At 75.4% G+C, this 16,753-nt stretch carries 13 protein-coding genes and 1 pseudogene; 6 read left to right on the top strand and 8 right to left on the bottom strand.

Going from position 1 to position 16,753, the window contains the following annotated elements:
* Nucleotide 1 precedes the first annotated feature (1 nt).
* Together LUZ64_RS01095 and LUZ64_RS01090 are read left to right on the top strand one after the other, a co-directional pair.
* Nucleotides 2-1,993, top strand: coding sequence for a fumarate reductase/succinate dehydrogenase flavoprotein subunit (locus LUZ64_RS01095; protein ID WP_095584322.1), 1,992 nt, complete (start codon nucleotides 2-4; stop codon nucleotides 1,991-1,993).
* A complete protein-coding gene (locus LUZ64_RS01090; RefSeq protein ID WP_095584321.1) occupies nucleotides 1,993-2,763 on the top strand; it encodes a succinate dehydrogenase/fumarate reductase iron-sulfur subunit in 771 nt (256 codons plus the stop codon). Before LUZ64_RS01095 ends, LUZ64_RS01090 begins: the two co-directional genes overlap by 1 nt.
* 175 nt (nucleotides 2,764-2,938) lie before the next feature.
* Here the strand turns inward: LUZ64_RS01090 and LUZ64_RS01085 are convergent, their stop codons facing one another.
* The 3 genes from LUZ64_RS01085 to LUZ64_RS01075 form a co-directional block, all read right to left on the bottom strand.
* Nucleotides 2,939-4,636, bottom strand: coding sequence for a sigma-70 family RNA polymerase sigma factor (locus tag LUZ64_RS01085; RefSeq protein WP_443728951.1), 1,698 nt, complete (start codon nucleotides 4,634-4,636; stop codon nucleotides 2,939-2,941).
* Between the two features lie 67 nt (nucleotides 4,637-4,703).
* Nucleotides 4,704-6,221, bottom strand: coding sequence for a PH domain-containing protein (locus LUZ64_RS01080; RefSeq protein ID WP_095584945.1), 1,518 nt, complete (start codon nucleotides 6,219-6,221; stop codon nucleotides 4,704-4,706).
* On the bottom strand, nucleotides 6,218-6,745 hold the full coding sequence (locus LUZ64_RS01075; RefSeq protein ID WP_095584946.1) for a PH domain-containing protein: 528 nt from the start codon (nucleotides 6,743-6,745) through the stop codon (nucleotides 6,218-6,220). Before LUZ64_RS01075 ends, LUZ64_RS01080 begins: the two co-directional genes overlap by 4 nt.
* Before the next feature lie 87 nt (nucleotides 6,746-6,832).
* On the opposite strand from LUZ64_RS01075, the gene LUZ64_RS36840 reads away from it, so the two are divergent.
* The gene (locus LUZ64_RS36840; RefSeq protein WP_232390282.1) at nucleotides 6,833-7,435 is read left to right on the top strand and encodes a TetR/AcrR family transcriptional regulator; all 603 of its coding nucleotides are present in this window, start codon (nucleotides 6,833-6,835) and stop codon (nucleotides 7,433-7,435) included.
* 248 nt (nucleotides 7,436-7,683) lie between these two features.
* Here LUZ64_RS36840 and LUZ64_RS01065 read toward each other — a convergent pair whose 3' ends face one another.
* On the bottom strand, nucleotides 7,684-9,801 hold the full coding sequence (locus LUZ64_RS01065) for an FUSC family protein (protein WP_095581283.1): 2,118 nt from the start codon (nucleotides 9,799-9,801) through the stop codon (nucleotides 7,684-7,686).
* Nucleotides 9,802-9,971: 170 nt separating this feature from the next.
* On the opposite strand from LUZ64_RS01065, the gene LUZ64_RS01060 reads away from it, so the two are divergent.
* Entirely contained in the window at nucleotides 9,972-10,367 is a 396-nt protein-coding gene (locus LUZ64_RS01060) for a VOC family protein (protein ID WP_095581282.1), read from the top strand.
* A 28-nt stretch (nucleotides 10,368-10,395) separates the two neighbouring features.
* On the opposite strand, the gene LUZ64_RS01055 is transcribed toward LUZ64_RS01060, so the two are convergent.
* The 4 genes from LUZ64_RS01055 to LUZ64_RS01040 all read right to left on the bottom strand — a co-directional run bounded on the left by LUZ64_RS01055 (nucleotide 10,396) and on the right by LUZ64_RS01040 (nucleotide 14,053).
* On the bottom strand, nucleotides 10,396-10,602 hold the full coding sequence (locus tag LUZ64_RS01055; RefSeq protein ID WP_095581281.1) for a helix-turn-helix transcriptional regulator: 207 nt from the start codon (nucleotides 10,600-10,602) through the stop codon (nucleotides 10,396-10,398).
* 442 nt (nucleotides 10,603-11,044) lie between these two features.
* Nucleotides 11,045-12,046, bottom strand: coding sequence for a Gfo/Idh/MocA family protein (locus LUZ64_RS01050; protein WP_211305013.1), 1,002 nt, complete (start codon nucleotides 12,044-12,046; stop codon nucleotides 11,045-11,047).
* A gap of 17 nt (nucleotides 12,047-12,063) precedes the next feature.
* Nucleotides 12,064-13,086 (bottom strand): Gfo/Idh/MocA family protein, encoded by a 1,023-nt coding sequence (locus LUZ64_RS01045; protein ID WP_095581279.1) that lies wholly within the window; start codon nucleotides 13,084-13,086, stop codon nucleotides 12,064-12,066.
* A 49-nt stretch (nucleotides 13,087-13,135) separates the two neighbouring features.
* Nucleotides 13,136-14,053: a sugar phosphate isomerase/epimerase family protein gene (locus LUZ64_RS01040; protein ID WP_095581278.1), complete on the bottom strand. Its 918-nt coding sequence runs from the start codon at nucleotides 14,051-14,053 to the stop codon at nucleotides 13,136-13,138.
* Between the two features lie 180 nt (nucleotides 14,054-14,233).
* Between LUZ64_RS01040 and iolC the strand changes: the two are divergent.
* Together iolC and LUZ64_RS01030 are read left to right on the top strand one after the other, a co-directional pair.
* Nucleotides 14,234-15,226: pseudogene (iolC, locus tag LUZ64_RS01035) on the top strand (5-dehydro-2-deoxygluconokinase); the annotation flags it as partial.
* Nucleotides 15,227-15,849: 623 nt separating this feature from the next.
* The gene (locus tag LUZ64_RS01030) at nucleotides 15,850-16,737 is read left to right on the top strand and encodes a Cgl0159 family (beta/alpha)8-fold protein (protein ID WP_095583384.1); all 888 of its coding nucleotides are present in this window, start codon (nucleotides 15,850-15,852) and stop codon (nucleotides 16,735-16,737) included.
* Nucleotides 16,738-16,753: the final 16 nt, after the last annotated feature.

The following is a 16,753-nucleotide window of genomic DNA, read 5'->3' as shown; positions in this document are numbered from 1 at the left end:
GATGGACGCATCCGAGGACGTACGGGGCGGCGCGCCGGACGCCGCGCCGGACGAGTACCACCACTACCGCGTCGGTGCCCCCCTCACCGACAGCAAGGCACCCGGCGGCCCCATAGCCGAGCGCTGGGACAAGCGCCGCTTCGAGGCCAAGCTGGTCAACCCCGCCAACCGCCGCAAGCAGACCGTCATCGTCGTCGGCACCGGCCTCGCGGGCGGCGCGGCCGGCGCGACCCTCGCCGAACAGGGGTACCGCGTCGTCCAGTTCTGCTATCAGGACTCGCCGCGCCGCGCCCACTCCATCGCCGCGCAGGGCGGCATCAACGCCGCGAAGAACTACCGCAACGACGGCGACTCCGTGCACCGGCTCTTCTACGACACCGTCAAGGGCGGCGACTTCCGCGCCCGCGAGTCCAACGTCCACCGGCTCGCCCAGGTCTCGGTGGAGATCATCGACCAGTGCGTGGCGCAGGGCGTCCCCTTCGCCCGCGAGTACGGCGGTCTGCTCGACACCCGCTCCTTCGGCGGCGTCCAGGTCTCCCGGACCTTCTACGCCCGGGGCCAGACGGGCCAGCAGCTGCTCCTCGGCGCCTACCAGGCACTGAGCCGGCAGATCGACGCGGGCAACGTCGAGATGCACGCCCGCACCGAGATGCTCGACCTGATCGTCGTGGACGGGCGGGCCCGCGGCATCGTCGCCCGCGACCTGGTCACGGGTGCCGTCGGCACCTACACGGCCGACGCCGTCGTCCTCGCCTCCGGCGGTTACGGCAATGTCTTCTACCTCTCCACCAACGCCAAGAACTCCAACGCCACCGCGATCTGGCGGGCCCACCGCCGCGGCGCCCACTTCGCCAACCCCTGCTTCACCCAGATCCACCCCACCTGCATCCCGCGCTCCGGCGACCACCAGTCCAAGCTGACGCTGATGAGCGAGTCGCTGCGCAACGACGGCCGCATCTGGGTGCCCAGGGCCAAGGGCGACACCCGCCCGCCGGCCGCGATCCCCGAGGACGAGCGCGACTACTACCTGGAGCGGATCTACCCCTCCTTCGGCAACCTCGTCCCGCGCGACATCGCCTCCCGGGCCGCGAAGAACGTCTGTGACGAGGGCCGCGGCGTCGGCCCGGGCGGCCAGGGCGTCTACCTCGACTTCGCCGACGCGATCACCCGCATGGGCCGCGAGGCCGTCGAGGCGAAGTACGGCAACCTCTTCGAGATGTACGAGCGGATCACGGCGGAGGACCCGTACGAGGTCCCCATGCGGATCTACCCGGCGATCCACTACACCATGGGCGGCCTGTGGGTGGACTACGACCTCCAGACCACGGTCCCCGGCCTCTTCGCGATCGGCGAGGCCAACTTCTCCGACCACGGCGCCAACCGGCTGGGCGCGTCCGCGCTGATGCAGGGGCTGGCCGACGGCTATTTCGTCCTGCCCTCCACCATCAACGACTACCTGGCCCGGCACCCGCACACCCCGGTCGACCCCGCCCACCCGGCCGTCGCCGAGGCGGTCGAAGGCGTCACCGGCAGGCTCGCCCGGCTGCTCGCCGTCGACGGCGACCGCACCCCCGACTCCTTCCACCGCGAGCTCGGCGAGCTGCTGTGGGACGAGTGCGGGATGGCCCGTACCGACGCCGGGCTCCGCAAGGCGCTGGGGCGCATCCCCGCGCTCCGGGAGGAGTTCTGGCGGCGCGTCAAGGTGCCGGGTACGGGCGAGGAGCTCAACCAGTCGCTGGAGAAGGCCAACCGGATAGTCGACTACCTGGAGCTGGCCGAGCTGATGTGCCTGGACGCCCTGCACCGCACGGAGTCCTGCGGCGGCCACTTCCGCGAGGAGAGCCGCACGCCGGAGGGCGAGGCCGCCCGTAAGGACGACGCGTTCTCGTACGCGGCGGCCTGGGAGTTCACGGGGACGGGCCGCGCGCCGGTCCTCCACAAGGAAGCACTGACCTTCGAGTACGTCCACCCCACCCAGCGGAGCTACGCGTAATGAAGCTCACCCTGCGCATCTGGCGCCAGCGCGCCGCCGACGCGGCGGGCGCCATGACCTCCTACGAGGTCACCGGCATCAGCGAGGACATGTCCTTCCTGGAGATGCTCGACCACCTCAACGAGGAGCTGATCCTCGCCGGCGACGAGCCCGTCGCCTTCGACCACGACTGCCGCGAGGGCATCTGCGGCGCCTGCGGCATGGTCATCAACGGCCGGGCGCACGGCCCGGAGCGGACCACCACCTGTCAGCTGCACATGCGGCACTTCGCGGACGGCGACACCATCGACGTCGAGCCGTGGCGGGCGGCGGCGTTCCCCGTCGTGAAGGACCTGGTCGTGGACCGGTCCGCGTTCGACCGCGTGATCGGCTCCGGCGGCTATGTCTCCGTCCCCACGGGCTCCGCGCCCGAGGCCCACGCGACGCCCGTACCCAAGCCCGTGGCCGACCTGGCCTTCGAACACGCCGAGTGCATCGGGTGCGGGGCGTGTGTGGCGGCCTGCCCGAACGGGTCGGCGATGCTCTTCACGTCGGCGAAGGTCGTACACCTGAACGTGCTGCCGCAGGGCGGGCCGGAGCGGGAGTCGCGGGTGCTGGACATGGTGGGGGCGATGGACGCGGAAGGGTTCGGGGGGTGCACGAACACGGGGGAGTGTGCGACGGCTTGCCCGAAGGGGATTCCTCTGCAGTCGATCGCGACGATGAACCGGGAGTTCTTGCGGGCGTCGCTGCGGGGTGGGCGTGGCGGGCGGGGCGGGCGCGGCGCGTAGCCCCTGCGGAGGCCTTTTCCCCTACCCGTCCCTTCCCGGGGGCTTCGCCCCCGGGCCCCCTTTCCGCGCTTCGCGCGGTGTCCTCAATCGCCGGACGGGCTGAAAATCAGCCCGTCCGGCGATTGAGGGCATTCGGGAAGGGGCGGGTAGGGGAAGAGCGGCCGGCACGGCACCTTCACCGCGCCCCGAACACCTGCGTCCACCGCGGTCCGCCCGGCGCGTGGTTCACGCCCACCCCGATCTCCTTGAACGAGCAGTTCAGGATGTTCTTCCGGTGCCCGTCACTGTGCATCCAGGAATCCATCACGGACGCCGCGGTCCGCTGCCCGTACGCGATGTTCTCCCCGTACGTGCTCCAGCGGTACCCCGCGGCCGTCACCCGCTCCCCCGGGCCCGCGCCGTCCGGGTTGGTGTGGTCGAAGAACTTGCGGGCAGCCATGTCGTCGGAGTGGCCCTGCGCGGCGGCGTCGAGCAGGCTGTTCTGGGTGAGGGGGCCGCAGCCGGCCTTGGCGCGTTCGGTGTTGACGAGGGACGTGACCTGCTGGGCGAGGCCACCGCCGCCCGTGACGCCACGGCCCTGGCCGCCGGACGGGGCCTTGGACTTCTTGGGCGCGGCGGACTCCGTCGTGGGGTCCGCCTTCGGCGACGGGGAGGCCGGGGAGCCGCTCGGGGACGCGCTCGCGGAGGCGGAGGCGGAGGAGGACGCGCTCGCCGAGGCGGAGGCGCTCGCACTCGCGGACGCGCTCGCCGAGGCGGACGTCGGGGACGGCAGCGCCGACCCCTCGGCGCCCAGCGGCCCGACCCGGCCGGGCAGTTCCTCGCCGGCCTTCACCGGCCGGTCCTCGCCGTCCGGGGAGCCGGTGAAGAGCTCCATACCGCCCACCACCCCGCCGCCCAGGAGGGCCAGCGCGGCCGCGCCGACCGCGACCCGCCCGGCCGTGCGTGGCCGTCGCGCGCGGTGGCCGCGGCCGCGGGCCGTTCCGTCGCCCGCGCCCGTACGCCGGCGCCCGGCGCCCGCCGCGGAGGGCACGGCCGTCGTGGCGGCGGTGGGGGCCATGGCGTCCGTGGCGACCACCGCGCCGCCGCCCCACCAGCCCAGCAGCGCGCCGGTGACCGGCACCAGGCCGAGGCCGACGAGGAGGCCCTCCGCGGGCACCAGCGCCGACCAGGCCCCACCGCAGGCGGCGCAGCCGCGCGCGTGGCGGGCGACGCGCTTGCGCCACAGGGCGGACGGGACCCCGTCCCAGGGGGCGGTGAGCTCGGCGAGCTCCCGGCAACGCGGGGCGGCGGCGAGGGCCCGTACGATCCCGCGGGCGGTGTCGAGCTGCTCCTTGGTGCGCTGCACGCGGACGGCCGTGTGCGCGGCGGACAGCTCCAGGGCGGCGGCGACCTCGGCGCGGGTGAGCTCGCCGGCGGCCTCCAGCCACCACAGGGACAGGACGGTCCGCTCGCCCTCGTCGAGCCAGCGGGTGGCCTCGGCGACCTCCTTGCGCTGCCCCTGGAGGCCGAGGCGGACGATGGTCAGGTCGACGAAGTCCGCGCGGGGGTCGGGGACCTCGGCGGCCTCCTGAAGGCCACTGACGGGTGCCTCGGGGCGGTCCCGCCAGTGGCTGCGTATCTGGTTGGTGGTGACGGCGACGAGCCAGGAGCGGAAGCGCGCGGGGTCGCGCAGCTCCTCCAGGCCGTTGATGACCCGGAGCATGGTCTCCTGCACCACGTCGTCGACGTCGGCGTGGCCGTTCAGCGCCCGCCCCACGATGTTGTAGACGAGTGGCAGGTAGGCGGCGACGAGCTGATCCTGCGCCGCCGGGTCCCCGGCTCGCGCCGCCTCGACCACGGCCACGTTCTCACTCTTCACGCTCCGCCACCTCATTCCGTTCGGTCCGACACATGGGAGACGCGAGAGGGTACGCGGGATAACGAGAAGTGGGAAAAAATCTTCAACGGGTGGACGGATGAGCGAGAAATTCCGCCAGGATGCCCGGAGTTGCCCTGTCCACGAAGACTGCCGCCTCCTCCGCCGACATATCCCGAATGCGGTATCCGTCCTCTCCCCCGGCGACGGCCGCCGTCGCGGTGACGAGCCCGTTCCGGCGGCCGAAGGGGGTGTCCGTGAACGTCCACGCCTGGACCGCCCGCCGCTCCAGGACCGTGGTCTCCCGGCCGAAGGTGCCCGACCGTACGACCAGGTGGCGGCCCCGCACCCCGTGCCCGAGGCCGCGGTGGGCGTCCCGGGCCAGGGCGTACGCGAGCGGCGCGGCCGACAGCGCGTAGCCCGCCGCGCAGTACAGCAGGACGGGCGTGAGCAGCCACCCGAGGACGGCGAGCGCCGCCGTGGGCAGCGCGACGGCCCAGGCGAGGGCGCGCACCACCCGCCGGCGGAGGGCCGCGCGCGGGTGGGGCCGCAGCGCGTCCGCGTCCAGGGCCTCGCCGGACCGGCCGAACGCCCCGGGGTCGTCCGCCCCGCCGTCCGTGCCGAGCACGCCCGCGCACACCCGCAGCGCCTGCGCGCGAGGAGCCGGCGGCAGGACGACGCTCCGCCGGCGGTTCTCCTCCCGGTCGCCGAGACCACCCGCCACCGCCCGTACGGAGGCGCCGCCGCCCATGCGCAGCAGCAGCGGTTCGCGCAGGGTCACGCCGCGCAGCCGGGCGCGTTCGACGGAGACGGATCGGGTGGTGAACAGGCCCCGGCGGACGCGCAGCGTGTCGGCGTCGGTCCACTCCAGGCGGTAGTTCCACCAGTTCTCGGCGTACAGCGCCACGGCGCCGACGACGCCGAGGAGGGTGACGGCGAGGAGGGCGAGCGGGACGGTGAGCCACAGCGCGCTGTGGCCGAACTCCTGGAAGGCCCGGCGTACGGGGCCGATCCGCCAGGGTTCGACGCCGATGCCGTCGAGGACCCGCCAGAGCGCGCCGGCGGTGGCGAGGACGCCGCCGAAGACCCAGAACGTGAGGGGGGCGTAGCGCAGCCGGCGGAGATCGGCGGTCGCGAGGAGGGGTTCGGCGGCGTCGTGGGCCCCGGCGCGGGCGAGGAGCTCGGCCCGCAGCCGTACCGCCTCGGGGCGGGCCAGGGCGTCCAGGGACAGCTCGCCGCCGTGGCCGCCGGTCCCGGCGCGCAGCACGGCGAGGCCGAGCAGGCGCTGGACGGGGTTGGCGGTGAGGTCGACGGTGCGGACGCGGTGCAGGGGTATCGCGCGCAGGCCGCGGGTGAACAGGCCGCTGCTGAGCTCGAAGGAGTCGGCGGTGACGCGGTAGCGGGTGCGCCGCCAGCTGATCAGGCCCGCGGTGGTGAGGCACGCGAAGACCGCGCCGACGACGCCGAGGGTGATCCAGGCGCGGGCGCCCGGACGGCCGCCGGTGGCGAGGGCGGTGAGGGCGAGCGAGCCGAGGGGCGCGCCCAGCCAGGCGCAGTGGACGAGGACGGTCCGGGGGTCGAGGGTGCGCCAGGGCGTGCTCACGAGGCGTCCCCCGGGATCAGGCGGGCGGCGTCGGCGACGCGCTCGGCCAGCAGCCGGGCGTCGGCGTCGGACAGGCCGGAGATCTTCACGGCGCCGGCCGTGGAGGCGGTGGTGACGGTGACCGTGGCGAGGCCGAAGGCCCGCTGGAGGGGGCCGCGCGTGGTGTCGACGGTCTGGACGCGGGAGAGCGGGGCGATCCGGCGCCGGTGCCGGCACCAGCCGCTCGCCGCGTACACCGCGGACCCGCCCAGCTCCCAGGCGTGGACGCGGTACCGCAGGCGCGGCATGGCCAGGAGGTAGCCGAGGGCGGGCAGCACGAGGACGACGAGCAGCAGGGGGCCGAGCCAGGGCAGGGCGCCGGGGAAGAAGAGCAGGGACAGGACGAACAGCGCGACGGCGGTGAGCAGCAAGGGGCCGCTGAGGGTGAGCAGGGCCTGGACGGTCCACCAGCGGCGGGCGCGGGGGTCGGCCGCGTGGCGCGGCGGCCGGAGCCCGGCCTGTGGGTGGTGCCGGTGTGCGGCCATCACTGCCCCCGATTCTTTTCCAAGTCAGTTGTATTGGCGGCGCTAAGCTATAGCAATACAGACGACTTGTGAAACGGAGGGACCGGCGTGCCGAAGCGCGTGGACCACGAGGAGCGCCGCGCCCGGATCGCGGAGGCGCTCTGGCGGATCGCCTGCGCGCGGGGGCTCGACGGCGCGAGCCTGCGGGACGTCGCGGCGGAGGCGGGCATCTCGCTGGGCCAGCTCCAGCACTACTTCGCCAGCAAGGACGACATGCTCGTCTTCGCCCTGGAGCACATCAGCGACCTCGCCGCGCGGCGCGTCGGCGAACGCCTGCGGGGGCTCTCCGGGGAGCCGTCGCCGCGCGACGTCCTGCTGGGGTCGGTGCGGGAGATGCTCCCGCTGGACGACAAAAGCCGTACGGGCCATCTCGTGCAGATCGCGTACTTCGTCCGGGCCGTCCACGACGAACGGCTGCGCCGCCACGCGAAGGAGGGCGTACCGGGGCTGCGGGCGTTCTTCGCGGGGCAGGTGCGGGAGGGGCAGGCGCGCGGGGAGGTGGCGGCGGACCGGGATCCGGAGGTGGAGGCGGCGTTGCTGATCGCGCTGGTGGACGGGTTGGCGAGTTACGCGGTGCTGGAGGTCTGGTCGGCGGAGGAGGCGCTGGGGTTGGTGGCGGGGCATCTGGATCGGCTGTTCGGGGTGCGGTGAGGGGGCGGGGCGGAGGATGCGCGGGTGGGGGGTGCGCGGGTGGGGGGTGCCGCTGCGCGGGGCTTCGTCCCCACCCCGCCCCTTCCCGCTGCTTCCGATGTGCGGCTCCGCCGCGTGGCGGGGGGCAAGCCCCCGGACCCCCGTTCCGCGCTCCGCGCGGTGTCCTCAAGCGCCGGACAGGCTGAAAATCAGCCCGTCCGGCGCTTGAGGACATTCGGGAAGGGGCGGGGAGGGGACAAAGCCACCCGCTACGGCCGCCGCGCCGCCCGGTTCCGACCCCCCGGCCCCGGGGACAGCGCCGTCGCCAGTTCCCCCAGCGCCTCCATCAGCAGCTCCGTACCCCGCACCGCCACCCCCGTGTCGCCCGCCTCCGCCCGCCACGCGTCGAGGGCCGCGCGCGGGGCGGACCAGTCGGGTTCGCGGCGTTCGCGGACGGCCGCGGCGGCGTCGGGGAGGGCGGTGCGGAGGGCGTCGGCGAAGGCGGCGGCGCCTTTGGACGGGTCGGTGGAGCGGTCCGGGAGGTGGGCCTCCATCAGCATCGTCGCCCGGCCCATCGTCGCGAGCGCGGACTCCGCCGCCCGCTCGGCGGTACGGGAGATGCCGCGGTGGCGCACGGGCTCGGTGAGGGCGCGGGCGGCCACATCCTCCCAGGCCGTGCGCGCCGCCCGGGAGTCGAGCAGCGCCTCGCGCACCCGCCGCGGCCTGGACTCGGCGGGTTCGGCGAACGCGCCGAGCACGGCGAGGGAGTAGCGCCCGTTGGCCTCCAGCCAGTCGGCCAGCCGGTCCCGCAGCCGGGGCGTCTCCCAGGTGGGGAAGAGGGCGTACGCGGCCATCGCGAGCAGCCCGCCCAGCAGGGTGAGCGCCACGCGCGCCTGCACGGTCTGCGACCAGCCCTCGCCCGCGATGCCGAGCAGGAAGACGACGTAGCCGGCGATGCAGGCCGACGCCACGCTGTAACCCGTGCCCATCAGCAGGTACATCAGCCCGATGCAGAGCACGGCCAGCGCCGCGCACACCCAGATGCCGGGGTGGAAGAGGGCCATCAGGGCGCCGGCGATCAGCACGCCGACCACGGTGCCCACGAAGCGGCCGACGCCGCGCGAGTACGTCTGCCCGAAGTCGGGCCGCATCACCATCACCGAGGTCAGCGGCACCCAGTAGCCGTGTCCCAGCGGGAGTGCGCTGCCGAGGGCGTAGCCGATCAGCGCGACGACCGCCGTCCGCACGCCGTGCCGGCCGATCGGCGAGGACCAGCGCGCCTCACGGCGCAGCGCGCGCAGGGCGACCGGCACCAGCCGGGGCACGGAGGGCCGCAGCAGGTGCCGGTGCTCCTTCCCGGCGTCCCGCTTCGGCTCCCCATTGCGCGGGGTGGTGGTGCGGACGGGCTCGTCGGTGGCCTCGACCGCGTCGCCGAGCAGGGCGATGAGCCGGAGCGCGGAGCGGCGCGCGGCGCCGTCGAGTACGGGCCCCGACTCGGGCACCTCCAGGGTGTCCACGGCCTCGGGCGAGAGCCGCACGGGTCTGCCCCAGCGGATGGCGCGCGCCACCGAGTCGAGGACGGAGGCCGCGGCGCCCAGCAGGTCGCGCGCCCGGTCGCGCTCGGGGCCCTCGGCGGGCGCGCCCAGCACGGGGTCGGCGAGCGAGGCGAGCACCGGCCTGATCCGCTCGGCGACGCCGCGCGGCCCGCCCAGCTGCCGCGGCCGGCTGCGGGCCTGGCGTGGTGTCAGCTCGGCGGCCTCGCGGGCGTCCATCAGCGGCTGCGGGTCGAAGCGGGCCACCGGGTCGTGCCGGAGCCGGCGGGCGTAGTCGGCCTCCGCGGCCAGCGCGTCGGCGAGCGCGTCCCGCTGGAGGCCCCAGGGTCTGATGGGCAGCAGCACGATGAGCGTGGCCTGGACGAGCCCGCCGAAGGCGATCAGCCCGGCGTGGTGCAGGGCGCCGGACACCGAGGTCGGCAGGGTGACGGTGACCAGCATGACGGCGATCGTCTGCGTCGCGACCAGGCCCGACACCGGGCCGATGGCCCACGCCATGCCCGCCAGCAGCGTCCAGACGCCCAGCAGCACGGCGAAGGCGAGGTGGTCGGCGGCGGCGACGTAGCCGAGGAAGGTGCTGACGGCGAGGCCGACGGCCACCGCGAGGGCCAGCACCGGCCGGGGCCGCCAGCTCCGCTGGAAGGTCGCCACGCCCGCGGCGAAGGCGCCGAACGCGGACGACACCGCCAGCTTCGGCGTCCCGAGCCACAGCATCAGCCCGATCACGATCGCGACGCCGAAGGTGCCGCGCAGGGCGAGGAGCGGCGTCAGGGTGGTCCGCTCGACCGTGAGACCGGCCCGAACGGACTTCCGTAGCGCACTCGACCAGGTCATGCCACGAGCTTACGATCCCGCCCGCACCGAACCGGACTGGGAGGCTCCGGCAGCGGGCGCGTCGGAGCCGCGAATACGTGTGATAGGAAACTGTCACGGCATCGCACGCTGCCACCGTCAGGGTGGAGCGCGGAGGTGTCCGTGAGGTGCCCGTTGGAGGCATTCCACCCATGTCAGTCGAGCTGAACCACACGATCGTCCACTCCCGCGACCGCGAGGCCGCCGCCGCCTTCCTGGCCGGGATCCTGGGACTGGAGGTCGGCGAGCCGGCCGGCCCGTTCCTGCCCGTCGTCACCGGCAACGGCGTCGCCCTGGACTACGCGACCGTCGCCCCGGAGAGCATCACCCCGCAGCACTACGCGTTCCTGGTGCCCGAGGCGGAGTTCCCCGCCATGTTCGAGCGGATCAAGGCGGCCGGGGCCGAGTTCTACGCCGACCCCGCCGGGCGGAGGCCCGGCGAGATCAACCGCAACGACGGCGGATACGGCGTGTACTTCCTGGACCCGTCCGGCCATTACATGGAGCTCCTCACCCGCCCGTACGGGAGCGGCGGGACGGAGGCGTAGCACCGGCCGGGTCCCCCTTCCGGGCCGGTCAGCCCTTCTGGCCGCGGCGGGAGCGGTTGCCGGGCCGCTCGGCGACCCAGGTGCGGATCGTGTCCGCGAACCAGTAGGGCTTGCCGCCCTCCGTGAGGTCGGGGGCGGGCAGCATGCCGTGCTTGCGATAGGTCCGCACGGTGTCGGTCTGCACACCGATGTGCGCCGCGATCTCCTTGTAGGACCAGAGTCGACGGTCGGTCATCTCTCGCGCCTCTCCGCCGTGCCGCGGCGACGGAGGGGGATCCGTAGGGGGAGCCACGGGACGGCTGTCTCGATCACTTGAGCCTGCGCCCGGGGAACGACGCAGAGTGACCGGGCGGGGACGGCTGTCGGACTCCTGTGACGCGAGGCTCGCGGAAACGTGACGCTCGTAACCGGAGGATGACGGTGGGGCGGGCGCGGAGCAGGCGCGGGTCCGCGCGACGGGCCCTGGTGCGGCGGTGTGCGGGCCGGGGACGGGTGGTGCCCGCGCTGCTCGGGCCCGACGCGGGCACGCCCCGGGCGCGGGCGGCGCCCTCCCGGCTCGCGCCGTGGCGGCACGGCTGCACGGCGGCACGCCTCGGGCGCGGGCGTGCCTCACACCGCCTCCGCACCGCCTCCGCACCGCCTCCGCACCGCTTCGGATCGCCCCGGATCGCCCCGGATCAGGAAGCCGCGGGCAGCCGCACCGGCCGTCCCTCCCGCCGGGACGTCTCGCAGGCCACGGCGATCCGCAGGGCGCGCAGCCCCTCCTCCCCGGGGCAGGGGCTGGGCTCCTCGCCCCGCACCGCGCGGACGAAGGCCGCCAGCTCCGCGCGGTACGCGTCCGCGAAGCGCTCCAGACAGTCCGCCCACGGCCGCTCCGGCGGGGCGGCCGCGCCCGGTTCGGCGGACGTCACGGGCGTACGGGCGTCCAGCCCGGCCACCCACTGGTCCCGCTCGCCGGACAGCTCCGTACGGACGTCGTAGCCCGCGCCGTTGCAGCGGGTGGCGGTGACCGTGACGAGGGTGCCGTCGTCGAGGGTGAGGAGGGCGCAGGCGGTGTCGACGTCCCCCGCCTCGCGGTAGAGGGCACCGCCCGCGTCCGAGCCCCGGGCGTACACCTCCACCACCTCACGCCCCGTCAGCCACCGGACGGCGTCGAAGTCGTGGATCATGCAGTCGTGGATCAGCCCGCCGGACCGGGCGAGGAACCCGGCCGGCGGCGGCGCCGCGTCCGAGGTGACGCAGCGGATGGTGTGCACCCGCCCCAGCGCCCCGCTCCGCAGGGCCTCGCGCGCCGTCCGGAATCCGGCGTCGAAGCGCCGCTGGAAGCCGATCTGGAGCAGGGTGCCCGCCGCCGCGGCCTCCCGCAGCGCGGCCTCCGTGCCCGCGACGTCCGGCGCGAGGGGCTTCTCGCAGAACGCGGGGAGCCCGGCCCGCGCGGCACGGGCGACCAGCCCGGCGTGCGCGGCGGTCGGGGCGGCGACGACCACCGCGTCGACGGCGTCCGCGGCGAACACCTCGTCCACCGCGCGCGCGGGCCGGGCGCCGGTCTCCCGGGCCACGGCCGCCGCCCGGTCCGGGTCGGCGTCCGCGACCAGCAGCCCGGCGACGCCGTCCGCGCCGGCCAGGATCGCCGCGTGCCGGGCGCCGATGCGCCCCGCGCCGACCAGCCCGATCCGCAGTCCCGCCCGCATCCGGCTCAGCCTCCGTACAGCGCGGGCCGCGCCGCCAGTTCCACGGCGACCCGGGCGCCCGTCGCCTGGGCCCGTACGCCCGCCTCGCAGACGGCCGCCGCCGCGTAGCCGTCCCAGACGCCCGGGCCCTCGGTCTCCCCGCGCCGGGCGGCGTCGACCCAGCGCCGCACCTGGCGGTCGTAGGCGTCCTCGAAGCGCACCACGTAGTCCTGGGCGATCTCGCCGCCCCAGCGGCCGGCCGCGGTCACGTACAGCCCGTGGGCGTCGCCGAGCCGGGCCGCGCCGCGCTCACCGACGGCCTCGCAGCTCACCTGGTAGCCGAAGCCGCAGTTGACGAAGATCTCCACGTCGACGACCGCGCCGCCGGCGGTCTCCAGGAGGACGAGCTGGGGGTCGCCCAGCCCTTCGGGCGCGCCCCCCGAGGGGCGGGGCCTCAGGACCGTGACGGCGGTGATCTCCTCGCCGAGCAGCCAGCGGGCCGCGTCGATCTCGTGCACCACCGAGTCGTTGATCATCATCTGTTCGGTGAAGCCGGGCGGGGTGGCGACATTGCGGTGCCGGCAGTGCAGCATCAGCGGCCGGCCGAGCCCGCCGCCGTCCAGCAGGGCCTTGAGCCGCAGGTATTCGGCGTCGTACCGGCGCATGAAGCCCACCTGTACGCGCCGGTGGCCGAGCCGGGCCTCGGCCTCCATCACCCGCAGCGCGGCCGCGGCGTCCGGCGTGAGCGGCTTCTCGCAGAGCACCGGCAGGTCGTGCGCGAGCGCGGCCAGCAGCGCCTCCTCGTGGGCCGGTCCGGGCGAGGCGATCAGCACCGCGTCCACGTCGGGCGCGGCCATGGCGGCGGCCGCGTCGGTGTAGGCCGTGCAGCCCGCGATGCCGCGGGCCGCGCCCTTGGCCCGGTCGCCGTCGATGTCGACCACGGCCGTCACCCGCGCGCCGCTGACGACCTCGTCGAGCCGCCGGACGTGATCGGCGCCCATCCGCCCGGTGCCGACGACGGCGACGCCCAGCGTGCTGTGCTGCGTCATGGTGTGACTCCTGACTCGTGCGGGTGGCTTCCGCGGGCCCGCCGGGGGCTCAGACGCCGCAGCCGCGCAGGAACGCCCTGGTGCGGCGGGCGATGGGCAGCGGGCGGTCCGGCGGGCACGGGTACATGTCCTGCTCCACGATGGCGAACAGCTCCGCGTCGAGCTTCGCGGCGGCGGCCAGGACGGGCTCCAGCGCCGGTACGCCGCGCGGCGGTTCGCACATCACGCCCTGGCGCACGGCGGGCCCGAACGGCGTGCCCTTGGCGACGACGTCCGCGAGGACCTCGGGGTCGACCTGCTTGAGGTGGAGGTAGCCGATCCGCTCGCCGTAGGTCTCGATGAGCTCGACGCTGTCACCGCCGCAGTACGCGTAGTGCCCGGTGTCCAGGCAGAGGCTGACGAGCGCGGGGTCGGTGGCGTCCAGGAAGCGCGCGACGTGGGCCTCGGTGTCGAGGTGGGTGTCGGCGTGCGGGTGGACGACGATGTCGAGCCCGTACGTCTCGCGGACCTCGCGGGCCAGCCGCTCCGTCCCGGTGGTCAGCTCCCGCCACTGATCGGCCGTCAGCTCGGGGTCCTCGATGCGCTCGGCGGTCCGGTCGTCGCGCCAGAAGGAGGGGATGACGACCAGATGGCGGGCGCCCGTCGCGCGCGTCAGCTCCGCGACCCGGCCGACGTGCTCCCACGTCGCGTCCCAGACCGCCGGGCCGCGGTGCAGCGCCGTGAAGACCGTGCCCGCGGAGACGGCGAGCCCGCGCCGCTCGGTCTCGTCGCGCAGCCGGGCCGGGTCGGTGGGCAGATAGCCGTACGGTCCCAGCTCGATCCACGCGTAGCCCGCGTCGGCGACCTCGTCGAGGAAGCGCCTCCAGGGGACCTGCGCGGGGTCGTCGGCGAACCAGACGCCCCAGGAGTCCGGGGCGGAGCCGACGCGGAGGCGGGGCGCGGATGAGGGCGGGGGGCTGGCGGACATGGGGCGGGTCTCCTCGGTCCTGGGCCGCGAGGCGGTTTCGTCCGAGCTTCCCCGTGGGGTGGGAAGGTGTCAAGGCTTCGTCCGGACATACGGACGTAACGTCAAGTCACCCCGAGAGTACGTCTATATGTAAGGACAATTCCTTGACATGGTCGTGCGGGCCCGGCTAGACCTGACCCCATGACCGAGCCGAGACCGTACGACCTGCTCGCCATGGGCAGGGTCGGGGTGGACCTCTATCCCCTCAGGACCGGTGTGCCGCTCGCGCGGGTCGACACCTTCGGGCGGTTCCTGGGCGGGTCGGCGGCCAATGTCGCGGTCGCCGCGGCCCGGCTCGGCCGCCGCGCGGCGCTCGTCAGCCGCACCGGTGACGACCCCTTCGGCGCGTACGTCCACGAGGCGCTGCGGGACTTCGGCGTGGACGACCGGTGGGTGACCCCCGTCCCCCACCTCCCCACGCCGGTCACGTTCTGCGAGATGTTCCCGCCCGACGACTTCCCGCTGTACTTCTACCGCCGGCCCAAGGCGCCCGACCTGGAGATCCGCACCGCCGAGCTGGACCTGGACGCCCTGCGCGCCGCCCGGATCCTCTGGGTGACGGGCACGGGGCTGTGCGAGGAGCCGAGCCGGGCGGCGACGCTGGCGGCGCTCGCGGCCCGCGCCAAGCGCGGCACGACGGTCTTCGACCTGGACTGGCGGCCGCTGTTCTGGGGCGGGGCGGGCGGCGCCTCGGCGGACGGCGGTGCCACGGGCGCCGCCGCGATGGCCGCGGCCCGGCCGTTCTACGCGGCGGCCCTCGCCCACACCACGGTCGCCGTCGGCAACGCCGACGAGTGCGAGGTCGCCACGGGCGAGCGCGATCCGTACGCGGCCGCGTGGTCCCTGCTCGACGCGGGCGTCGAGCTCGCCGTCGTGAAACGGGGGCCGAAGGGGGTCCTCGCCGTCCACCGCGACGGCACCACGGTCGAGGTGCCGCCGGTGCCCGTCGAGGTCGTCAACGGCCTCGGCGCGGGCGACGCGTTCGGCGGCGCGCTCTGCCACGGCCTGCTCGCGGGCTGGGACCTGGAGCGCGCCGTGCGCTACGCCAACGCGGCGGGCGCGCTGGTCGCCACGCGGATCGCCTGCTCGTCGGCGATGCCGACGGAGGAGGAGGTGGAGCTGCTGCTGGCGGCCCCGCCGCACGGCGGGGAGGGCCGCCCCGGAGCCGGGGGTACGGGCGCGGCCGGTGGCGGCCTGGACGCCCCTGCCCGCGGTGGCCCCGGCGGCCCGGCCGGGAGGGGTACGGGCGGCCCCGGCGCGGAGGGCACCGGCAGCCCGGCCGAAACGGGTCCGGACCCCGCCGAGGCCCCCACCGCCGACCCTGCCCACGCCGGTTCGGCCCCCGCCACAGGCACCACCGGCAGCCCAACCCACACCGGCTCGAACCCCACCGAGAGCCCCACCACCGGCCCAGCCCACGCCGGCTCGGCCCCCGCCACACACACCACCGGCAGCCCGGCCCACACCGGCTCGGCCCCCACCGAGAGCCCCACCACCGGCCCCGCCCACACCGGCTCGAACCCCACCGAGAGCCCCACCACCGGCCCCACCGGCGCCGGTTCGGACCCCGCCGCGGACATCACCGCCGGCCCGGTCGGCGCCGGGCCCGGCGCCCCGCCCGAAGGGCGTCCCGGAAGCCCCGCGGACGGCCCCCCGAAGGCCCCCGCTCCCCCGCCCCAGGCCCGTCGTGACGCCCGGTCCCGTGCCAAGGGCTCCCGTCGCAAGCCGCCCCGCCCCGGACAGGAAGCGCCCCGCCCGTGACCGTCGCCCTCGCCGATCTCGCCCGGGTGCGGGCCCGGCACCCCGAAGCCGTCGCCGAGGCCGCCGCCCGGCGGGCCCGGCGGCCCCTCGTCGGGGACAGCGGGCGGGTGATGATCATCGCCGCCGACCACCCCGCGCGCGGCGCCCTCGCCGTCGGCGACCGCCCCCTCGCCATGGCCGACCGCGCCGGTCTCCTGGAGCGGCTCTGCCTCGCCCTGTCCCGGCCTGGCGTCGACGGGGTCCTCGGCTCCGCCGACGTCCTCGACGACCTGCTGCTGCTCGGCGCCCTGGAGCACAAGGTCGTCATCGGGTCCATGAACCGCGGCGGACTCGCCGGCGCCGCCTTCGAGATGGACGACCGCTTCACCGGCCACCGCCCCGAGGACCTGGCCGGGCTCGGCTTCGACGCGGGCAAGCTGCTGCTGCGCATCGACCACGACGACCCCGGCTCGCTGCGCACCCTGCACTCGGCCGCCCGCGCCGTCGACGCCATGGCCGCCCTCCGGCTGCCCGTCTTCGTCGAGCCGTTCGTCTCCCGGCGGGTGGCCGGCCGGGTGGTCAACGACCTGAGCGCCGACGCCGTCGTCCGGTCCATCGCCATCGCCTCGGGGCTCGCCGGCACCTCCGCGTACACCTGGCTCAAGGTGCCGGTCACGGACGACCCGGCCGACATGGCCCGGGTGCTGGCGACCTCCACGCTCCCGGCCGTACTGCTGGGCGGTGACCTCGCGGACGGCCCCGGCGGCCGGGACGCGGCGTTCGAGAAGTGGCGTGCCGCGCTGCGGCTGCCGACCGTGCAAGGGCTCGTCGCCGGCCGCTCGCTGCTCTACCCCGCCGACGGGGACGTGGCGGGCGCCGTCGACACGGCCGTGGGACTGCTGTGACGCCCGTACCCCACGC

Source organism: Streptomyces albireticuli (assembly GCF_021228125.1).
Lineage (GTDB): Bacteria > Actinomycetota > Actinomycetes > Streptomycetales > Streptomycetaceae > Streptomyces > Streptomyces albireticuli.
Note: the sequence above shows the minus strand (reverse complement) of the source record. Positions and strands in the feature narration are given on the sequence as shown.

Bases quoted from the DNA above. Each gene is read 5' to 3' on its own strand.
- LUZ64_RS01095 (WP_095584322.1), top strand. From the start codon at position 2: ATGGACGCATCCGAGGACGTACGGGGCGGCGCGCCGGACGCCGCGCCG.
- LUZ64_RS01090 (WP_095584321.1), top strand. From the start codon at position 1,993: ATGAAGCTCACCCTGCGCATCTGGCGCCAGCGCGCCGCCGACGCGGCG.
- LUZ64_RS01085 (WP_443728951.1), bottom strand. From the start codon at position 4,636: ATGAGGTGGCGGAGCGTGAAGAGTGAGAACGTGGCCGTGGTCGAGGCG.
- LUZ64_RS01075 (WP_095584946.1), bottom strand. From the start codon at position 6,745: ATGGCCGCACACCGGCACCACCCACAGGCCGGGCTCCGGCCGCCGCGC.
- LUZ64_RS01065 (WP_095581283.1), bottom strand. From the start codon at position 9,801: ATGACCTGGTCGAGTGCGCTACGGAAGTCCGTTCGGGCCGGTCTCACG.
- LUZ64_RS01060 (WP_095581282.1), top strand. From the start codon at position 9,972: ATGTCAGTCGAGCTGAACCACACGATCGTCCACTCCCGCGACCGCGAG.
- LUZ64_RS01055 (WP_095581281.1), bottom strand. From the start codon at position 10,602: ATGACCGACCGTCGACTCTGGTCCTACAAGGAGATCGCGGCGCACATC.
- LUZ64_RS01045 (WP_095581279.1), bottom strand. From the start codon at position 13,086: ATGACGCAGCACAGCACGCTGGGCGTCGCCGTCGTCGGCACCGGGCGG.
- LUZ64_RS01040 (WP_095581278.1), bottom strand. From the start codon at position 14,053: ATGTCCGCCAGCCCCCCGCCCTCATCCGCGCCCCGCCTCCGCGTCGGC.